An 8,476-nucleotide genomic window follows, 5' to 3' on the forward strand; every position below is an offset into this window, starting at 1 on the left:
CGCGCAAATGCGGCGTGTCGGTTAGCGTTGCACGCGCAAGTCGCAGTTCGGCGTGAACTCACAGCCGCAAAGTTAAAGTGTCCTGATCCTGCAAAGTTGGAATGTCACTCTCCCCGGGTTTTGATGAGCTGGGAGATTTATGACCGTGCGCACCGTATGTTCGGCATCTTCCTAAGACATGTAGTCTTCGAGCTCCCCTGAAAATCGGGTAAAGGGCGCGTGGTGGCTCGGTCGGTCGTCGAGCGCGCGCCGGAGCGGGACGTAAGCTAAAAGATGCTCCGCGAACAGGCGCTTACGATTGTCGACTTCAGCAGCGCAACGGAGGCCGACGTCTCTCAAGAGATGACCCGAAGCCTTTGATAAGGCAAAGGCAATTGCAAAGCGTCATCGACTGCGGATTGACAGTCGACGGAAATGGGCGGATAGCCCGGATGCCATTTTAAGGCTTCAAAGCACCCTGCAACCGGTTCTAGGGCTTTGGCAGCGATGCCGTTGACGGTTAGATGGGCCAAACCGGTTATGAAGCCGACCCCGGGCTCTCGGCCGCCCGGCAAAGCCACAAGAATTCTTCCACACGGACAATCAGAGGAAATCATGGAAACGGTAGAAATCAGCGATCGTAACGACTTTGCCCTTTGGGCCATTCAGCGCGCTCAGGAAATCGTGACGGGAGAAGGCGCAGCCTTCGCAATCGCAGCCCAGGGCGCAGACGAGGAAGCCCTGTCGCAAACCGCGGCCGCCCTCGGCCAGGCGATCAGCGATGCCATGCTCGAGGTTTTCGACGGTCTCGTCGCTTCATAAATTCGATCGATTGGCTCTTACTGCCGTCTCGCAACCCGGATCCGCGGGCGGCGTGGTATGGCCTCCCCATAGGATCGCGCGCCATGCTCACGAAACTAGCCGTGACCGGTGGTACTTCAGTCTCAGCCCCAAGAGCTTCGACGAATTACTGAAGGAAGCCAGCGCAAGCCGGCTCCCTCCAGCAGAAGCATTAGATGACGCCGAGCGCGTCCATCGCTTCGGCGACCCTCACGAAGCCGGCGATGTTGGCTCCGAGCACATAGTCGCCGGGGTTCCCGTATTCCTCGGCGGTCTCGGCGCAACGGTCGTGGATCGACTGCATGATAATGGCAAGCCGTGTTTCGGTTTGCTCGAACGTCCAGCTGTCGCGAGAGGCATTCTGCTGCATCTCGAGAGCCGATGTCGCAACACCGCCCGCATTGGCGGCCTTGCCAGGGGCAAACATGACCCCTGCATCCTGAAAAATGCGAACCGCTTCCGGGGTCGACGGCATGTTTGCCCCCTCGCCTACTGCGATGACGCCATTCTTCACCAGAGTGCGGGCATCCTTGCCCGTGAGCTCGTTCTGGGTCGCCGAGGGCATCGCGACATCGCAAGGAACGTCCCAGACGGAGCCGCCCTCGACATAGTGTGCCCTGGAGCCTTTCAGCCTGGCGTACTCGGATATCCGCTCGCGGCGAACCTCCTTGATCTGCTTGACCAATTCGAGATCGATCCCGTCCTCATCGACGACATAACCGTTGGAATCGGAGCATGCGACGATCTTGCCACCGAACTCCGCGACCTTTTCCATAGTGTAGATAGCGACGTTTCCGGATCCCGATACGGTCACGCGCCTGCCCTCGAAATCGAGGCCCTTGGTGCTGAGCATCCGCTGGACGAAGTAGGTCGCGCCGAAGCCCGTTGCCTCCTTGCGTGCGCGCGAGCCGCCGTAAATCAACGCCTTGCCCGTCAGCACCCCGGCCTCATACCGGTTGGTGAGCCGCTTGTACTGGCCGAACATATAGCCGATCTCCCGGCCTCCGACGCCGATATCGCCGGCAGGAACGTCCGTGTATTCGCCCAGGTGTCGGTGGAGCTCGGTCATGAACGACTGGCAAAATCGCATGATTTCCCCATCCGTTCGCCCTCTCGGGTTGAAGTCGGAGCCGCCCTTGCCGCCGCCGATCGGCATGCCTGTCAGGGCGTTCTTGAAGGTTTGCTCGAAGCCGAGGAACTTGATGATCCCGACGTTGACGGAAGGATGAAAGCGTATCCCGCCCTTATAGGGCCCAAGTGCGGAGTTGAATTGCACGCGGAAGCCGCGGTTGATCTGTACCTGCCCGGCGTCGTCGACCCAAGGCACTCTGAAGATGATCTGCCGCTCGGGTTCGCAGATCCGTTCTATAAGGGCCTGTTCCGCATAGCGCGGATGCTTGGCAATGACACGCCCCAGACTTTCAAGCACTTCCCGTACGGCCTGGTGAAATTCCAGCTCGCCGGCGTTGCGCCTCAGCACTTCCGTTAGAATTGGTTCCAGCTTCTCATCGACATTCAAGATGGTTCTCCTCATGCGCGCAGGTTCTTAGGCGCAGACCCCTCGCGCATTATCGGAAGCTAGGCGGCAAGTGAAGATTTATTTCCCGCGGCCATGCAATTCGTGATTGCTTCCCTGGACGCCGTTTTCCTTGGGAAAAACAGGCCGCCTCCATGGCCCCCTGCTCAAGGACAAAGTGCGGGCGCGCTCCCTCCACTGTGAAGCACGCAATCATTCCTCGCGGAAGGCTCGAAGCATTTGGTCGGTGAAGGGCTTTGTTAGATAGGAGATGGCCGTGCGCTCGTCCGTCTGGACATAGACTTCGACCGGCATGCCCGGCATCAGCTTGCGGTCGCCAAGCTTATTCAGCGCCTGGGTGATGTCGACCGTGGCGAGATAGTAGGGTTGTCCGGTGGCGCGATCGATGGTTGTTGCGGCGGCAACCACACCGACCTGGCCATCGAGTTCCGGGGTGGTGCGCTGATTGAAGACGGTGAAGCGCAGGCGGCTGGCCTGGCCCGGTGCGATACGGTCGATGTCGGCCGGCGGGATGCGGATTTCGACGGTCAGGTCGTCATCCTCGGGCACGATCGACATCACGCTGGCGCCGGGGGCGATGATGCCGCCGATGGTATGGACCTGCAGGTCGTAGACGAGCCCATCGACAGGCGCGCGCACCTCCATGCGCGACAGCCGGTCGCGGGCGGCGACCTCGCGCTCGCTGAGTTCGGCGATCTTGGCCTCGATGCCGACGATCTGGGTCTGGGTTTCCTTGCGGGTGTTCTGGTCGATGGCGAGCAGCTTGATGCGCAGTTCGCTGATCTGCCCGACGGCCTCGGCGATCCGCGCCACGAGTTCCCCCTTGGAGCCGTCGATCCGGGCCATCTGGCGCAGGAGATCACGGTGTTCGGAGACTGGCACCAGGCCGCTCTTCAGCAAGGTCTCGAGTTTGGCGATCTCCTTCCCGACGATCTCCCTTTCCGCGTCGCTCGATCCGGTCTGAGCCTTGAGGCCGCGGATCTGCTCTTCGAGCTGGGTGATCTGCAGGCGCATCTGCTCTTCCTGGCTGGTGATCATCCGGCGATTGGCCTCAAACAGCTTGAGCTCGCTGACCTTCAGCACCTCGCTGACATCGAGGCCATCGAAAGACACGGCGGCCTCGCCATCCCGCTCGGCCTTCAACCGGGCGCGCATGGCGTAGAACTGCTGCAACTGACCGCGCACGATCGCGAGCTCCACCCGGGTTTGCGTCTCGTCGAGGCGGATCAGCACGTCGCCCTTCTTGACCTGGTCGCCGTTGCGCACCGCAATCTCGGAAACGATGCCGCCGTCACGGTGCTGGATGAGCTTGACCTGCTGGGAGATGGCGACCTGGCCCTGGGTGATGACGGCCCCGGAAAGCCGGGCATGGGCGGCCCAACCGCCGACGCCGAAAAGCAGAGTGGCGGCAAAGGCAGCGGAGACGACGATGCGCGAGGTGATGCCGAACTGGCTGCTGTCCCGTGCGATCTTGTCTTCGACCTTGGTGGTCTTGGTCTCGTTCTCTCTGCTGATCATGGCCTTCTCCCGGTAACGCGTGACAGCTCTGGTTGATGCGGGTGGTGTTGCTTGCGATTGCTTAGACGGCGTCTCTCTGCTGCTCCGCGGCCGTCTCAATGGCGGCGAGAATGAAATCCTGCTCGGTCAGCGCGTGGCGGCCGGCGATCAGGAATTCGAGATCTTCGTCGCGCTCGAGATCGATGACGGCGCGCACGACCGTGCGCTCGCTGTCGCTGAAGGTCTCGTGATAGAAGGTGATGCGGTTGACCGGCGTCGGGCTGCCGTCATCGGCAAACGGCGCAAAGGCGAGGCCGCCGATGGCTTCGGCAATCTTCGACAGATCGATGCGGTCTCCGACCTGGAAGTCGCGGATCTCATCGCGCCCCTCCCCGCCATTGGCAAGGGCAGCGAGGCTGCGGAAGACGAAGATATCTGCGCCTGCGCCACCGGCCAGGAAGTTGACGGCATTGCTGGCGACGATGATGTCGTTGCCCTTACCGCCGATCGCGGTCTCGACGGAACTCAACCTGTCGTTGCCTATCTCGACACCCGTGGCAACGCCGCGGTCGAGATCGATCACCACCGCCTGTGTCGCTGCGGAGGCATCGTAGCGATCGACGCCGTCACCGCCGTCGATCGTATCGTCTCCGTCGTCGGTGCCGGGCAGGAGAACGACGACGAAGGTGTCGTTGCCATCTTCGCCCTTCAGTTCGTCGTCGCCAGCACCGCCGACGAGCACGTCATCGCCGTCGCGGGCGCGCAGCCTGTCGTCGCCATTACCACCGAATAGCATGTCGTCACCGCGGCTACCGGAGATCCGGTCGTTGCCGCGGCCGCCGACGATGATCTCGAAGTCCTCGATGCGATCCTCGCCGATCTCGTCGCCTTCGGCGATGCCGGCATCCATGTCGGCGAGAACCGCCTTCACCAGCGCGGACAGATCGAGCGTGTCGATGCCATCGCCGCCGCTATAGCTGTCGTTGCCGTCATCGTCGGCCTCGCCGCTGCCATCGAAGGCGACGACCACGATCGTGTCATTGCCGGCGCCTCCCGAGACGACATCGTCGCCATTGCCACCAATCAGCGTATCGTCCCCGGCATTTCCGGCAATGACGTCGTTGCCGTCATTGCCGATCAGCGTGTTGCAGTTCTCGTCGCCGGTGATCCGGTCGTCGCCGGAACCGCCGATCACGTCTTCGATGCTCTCGATCGTATCGGAGCCTATTTCCGCGCCGGTGGCCGTACCTGCGACGAGATCGATGACGACCGTCTCCTGTGCGCTACTGGCATCGATCGTGTCGTGGCCTTCGCCACCGGAATAGTGATCGTCGCCATCGCTGGCGGGCGGCGATGCGCTGCGGGTTTCATCGGCGGTGAGGCCAGCGACGATGATGTCATCGCCGGCGCCGGCAAGCACCGTGTCGTCGCCGGAGCCACCGGTCAGCCGGTCGCTACCGGCCCCGCCGTCGACGAGGTCGTTGCCGGCATCGCCATCGATAACATCGGTACCTTCCTCACCGAACAGGCGGTCGTTTCCCGCGCCGCCCGAGAGATAGTCGTCACCGGCCTCACCAAGCAGGATGTCGTCCCCCTCTTCCCCATAGAGGTGATCGTCCCCCATCCCGCCGAACAGAATGTCGTTGCCGCGCCCGCCATAGAGACGGTCATTGCCGGCCTCACCGTAAAGCGTGTCGTGGCCGTCGCCGCCGATGAGCGTGTCGTTGCCGCTGCCCCCCAAAATGGTGTCATCGGACTCGCGGCCATAGACGATGTCGTCGCCACCAAGGGCCGCAATGATGTCCTTTTGCGGCGTGCCGCGCATCACGTCGTCACCTTCGGTGCCCCTGATCTCGTTCGCCGGCCAGTCCATCAGCGTCATCAGCGCACCATTGACGGTACGGCCGGTGCCATCCGAGACCGAATAGGTGAAAGTGACCTCACCGAGATCGCCGCGTTCCGGCGTATAGAGCCACATGCCCTCGCCATAGGCGCGAATAGATCCATTCGATACCGTCAGGTTGGCGATCGACAGCCTGTCGTCGTCCGGATCGACCGTGTTGGCGAGAAGATCGTTCAACAGGATGACGGCCGAGAGGTTCATCAGGCCGTTGGCGAGCACATTGCGTCCGGTGACGACAGGAAGGCGATTGCTGCGGGCACTGCCGTCGTCGTCGTCACCATCGCCGGGACCACCAGGACCACCCGGCTCGTCATCGTCGTCGTCATCGCCGCCACCGGGACTGCCGTCATCGTCATCAGCATCGTCGTCCTCTACCCGGCCGGACGGCGAACTGCCGAAGGACGCCAGACCGGGGAAATCGAAACCCTGCGGGCCGTTGTCGTTGGCGGGGCGCGCGCTTGTCTTATAGGGCCGCTCGTCGATGAGATCGGTTGTGGGCAGGCCCTCGTCGAAAGCCAGCCGCACAGAGGAGCGCAGGCGGCCGAGCCTTGACGGCAAGGCCTCGTCCGGAAACGCCAGGTCTTGCAGAAGCCCCTGCACGTAAGCGGCGGCATCCTCGATCGCCCCGAGTGCCCCGGACATGTCGAGCACATCGCTCGGCTGGCCGGGACCGACCGGCTCGGGATTCGGATCGTGCTTCGCCGGTTCGCTTTCGCCTTCCTTGCTGCCGAACACTGAACCGAGCGCGCCGAGGAACAGCGCCGACAGCACCAGCCGCCCACGCTTGCGCCCGGGCTTGTCCGCGATCTCGTACCGGTTCATCGGCGCGATCGCCTGCTGGCTGTCGGGGCGCTTCAGGATGAGCTTTTCGTCCATGACATCCTCCTCGGCCTGCGGCCGAACCTCTTAAGGTCTCTCACTCAGCCGCCGCCGACACCCGTTGCGGCGGTTGTCCGCCGGCATCCGCACGCCGGGTCTTTTCGACCACCAATGGCCGGGTCTTTTGCGACGGCAGGATCTCCTCCTTCGGACCGAAGGCGACCAGCCGTCCGCCCTGCACCAGGCCGATCATGTCGACCGTCTGCAAGGCGCTCGGGCGATGGGCGACGATGACGACGATGCCGCCGCGCTCGCGCACATTGAAGATCGCCCGGTTGAGCGCTTCCTCGCCTTCGGCGTCCAGGTTGGAGTTGGGCTCGTCGAGCACCACGAGAAAAGGGTCTCCATAGAGTGCGCGTGCCAAGGCGATGCGCTGTCTCTGGCCCGCGGACAGGGCGGTTCCATGGGGACCAAGCTCGGTCTGGTAGCCATTCGGCAAGTGCACGATCATCTCGTGAATGCCGGCGGCCTTGGCGGCGCGGATGATCGCCCGCGCATTCGGCGCTTCAGCGAAACGCGAGATGTTGTCGGACACGGTGCCATCCATCAGCGCCACGTCCTGCGGCAGGTAGCCTACATGCTGGTTGAACAGCCCCTCCGGCCACTGACTGAGATCGGCGCCGTCGATGCGCACAGCCCCACGCAGCACCGGCCAGATGCCGAGTATGGTGCGAGCGAGCGTCGTCTTGCCGCCCCCCGACGGGCCAATCAGCCCCACGGCCTGGCCGGCCTTCAGTTCGAGGCTCACCTCGCTCAGAAGCACCGCGCCAGTCGAAGGCGCAACCGTCGTCACCTTGTCGAGGCTAAGGCTCTGCTGCGGCGCCGGCAGGTCGAGATTGCCGCTGCGTTCGTCGAGCACTCCGAGCGTCTCGTTGAGGCGGTGATAGCTGCGGCGGGCGGCGACGACGCCCTTCCACTGCGCGATTGCCAGGTCGACCGGCGCCAGTGCCCGGGCCGTCACGATCGACGAGGCAATGATCGAGCCGGCCGACATCTGTCCGCGGATCGCCAGATAGGCGCCGAGCCCGAGGATCGCCGATTGCAGGATCATGCGCAGCACCTTCGACAGGCCCGACAAGGTGCCGCCGATGTCCGAGGTTTTGGTCTGACAGTCGAGGTGGCGACGATTGGCCTTCTCGAAGCGCGCCACGGCCCGGCCGGTCATACCCATGGCGTGCAGCACGTCGCTGTTGCGGGCATTGCTTTCGGCAATCGAGCTGCGCGCCACGGAGGCCTTGATCGTCGGGCTGGAATGGCGCCGCGTCATCACTTCGGCGATCACCGTCAGCAGCGCCAGAACCAAGGCGCCGCCGAGCGTGAGGTAACCCAGCATCGGATGCAGGAGCCAGACGAAGGCGAGATAGATCGGGATCCAGGGCAGGTCGAACAGCGCCACCGGGCCCTGGCCGGCGAGAAAGCCGCGCAGCGTGTCGACATCGCGGCCGCGTTCCGTCGCCTCGGCGGTCGAATAGCCGAAGCGCGGCATTTCGATCACCACCTTGTGGGCGAGCGGTGCCAGTTCCGCATCGAGCCGCGCGCCGAGACGCACCAGGATCTGCGAGCGGATGACATCGAACAGGCCCTGGAACAGGTAAAGCCCGACCGCGAGTACCGATAGCGCCACCAGGGTGGAGATGCTGCCGCTGGTCAGCGCCCGGTCATAGATCTGCAGCATGTAGAAGGCGCCGGTCAGCGCCAGGATGTTGATGATGCCCGAGAGACCGAAGAGATAAATCAGAATACCGCGCATGCCGCCGATCTTGTGTTGCGGCTCTTTCTTCTTGCTCATGATGAGATCCCCTTTTGCCCGCCCCGCATGCCGTCCCGGCCGACGTCAGTCG

At 63.3% G+C, this 8,476-nt stretch carries 6 protein-coding genes; 1 reads left to right on the plus strand and 5 read right to left on the minus strand.

Features of this window, described 5'->3' with window-relative positions; all coding sequences use genetic code 11:
• Positions 1-171 precede the first annotated feature (171 nt).
• The gene (locus ASE71_RS35185) at positions 172-339 is read right to left on the minus strand and encodes an AAA-associated domain-containing protein (protein ID WP_413814650.1); all 168 of its coding nucleotides are present in this window, start codon (positions 337-339) and stop codon (positions 172-174) included.
• Between the two features lie 255 nt (positions 340-594).
• Here ASE71_RS35185 and ASE71_RS23720 point away from each other — a divergent pair, with 255 nt between their 5' ends.
• Positions 595-801: a hypothetical protein gene (locus ASE71_RS23720; protein ID WP_060520539.1), complete on the plus strand. Its 207-nt coding sequence runs from the start codon at positions 595-597 to the stop codon at positions 799-801.
• Positions 802-991: 190 nt separating this feature from the next.
• On the opposite strand, the gene gdhA is transcribed toward ASE71_RS23720, so the two are convergent.
• The 4 genes from gdhA to ASE71_RS35190 form a co-directional block, all read right to left on the minus strand.
• On the minus strand, positions 992-2,338 hold the full coding sequence (gdhA, locus tag ASE71_RS23725; protein ID WP_089046067.1) for an NADP-specific glutamate dehydrogenase: 1,347 nt from the start codon (positions 2,336-2,338) through the stop codon (positions 992-994).
• A gap of 210 nt (positions 2,339-2,548) precedes the next feature.
• Positions 2,549-3,874, minus strand: coding sequence for an HlyD family type I secretion periplasmic adaptor subunit (locus tag ASE71_RS23730; RefSeq protein ID WP_060520540.1), 1,326 nt, complete (start codon positions 3,872-3,874; stop codon positions 2,549-2,551).
• A 61-nt stretch (positions 3,875-3,935) separates the two neighbouring features.
• Positions 3,936-6,632: a cadherin-like domain-containing protein gene (locus tag ASE71_RS23735; protein WP_060520541.1), complete on the minus strand. Its 2,697-nt coding sequence runs from the start codon at positions 6,630-6,632 to the stop codon at positions 3,936-3,938.
• Positions 6,633-6,672: 40 nt separating this feature from the next.
• Positions 6,673-8,424, minus strand: a complete 1,752-nt coding sequence (locus tag ASE71_RS35190; protein WP_060520542.1) for a type I secretion system permease/ATPase — start codon at positions 8,422-8,424, stop codon at positions 6,673-6,675.
• Between the last annotated feature and the right edge of the window lie 52 nt (positions 8,425-8,476).

The organism is Ensifer sp. Root954 (assembly GCF_001429005.1).
Taxonomy (GTDB): domain Bacteria; phylum Pseudomonadota; class Alphaproteobacteria; order Rhizobiales; family Rhizobiaceae; genus Ensifer; species Ensifer adhaerens.

Bases quoted from the DNA above. Each gene is read 5' to 3' on its own strand.
- ASE71_RS23730 (WP_060520540.1), bottom strand. From the start codon at position 3,874: ATGATCAGCAGAGAGAACGAGACCAAGACCACCAAGGTCGAAGACAAG.
- ASE71_RS23735 (WP_060520541.1), bottom strand. From the start codon at position 6,632: ATGGACGAAAAGCTCATCCTGAAGCGCCCCGACAGCCAGCAGGCGATC.
- ASE71_RS23720 (WP_060520539.1), top strand. From the start codon at position 595: ATGGAAACGGTAGAAATCAGCGATCGTAACGACTTTGCCCTTTGGGCC.
- ASE71_RS35190 (WP_060520542.1), bottom strand. From the start codon at position 8,424: ATGAGCAAGAAGAAAGAGCCGCAACACAAGATCGGCGGCATGCGCGGT.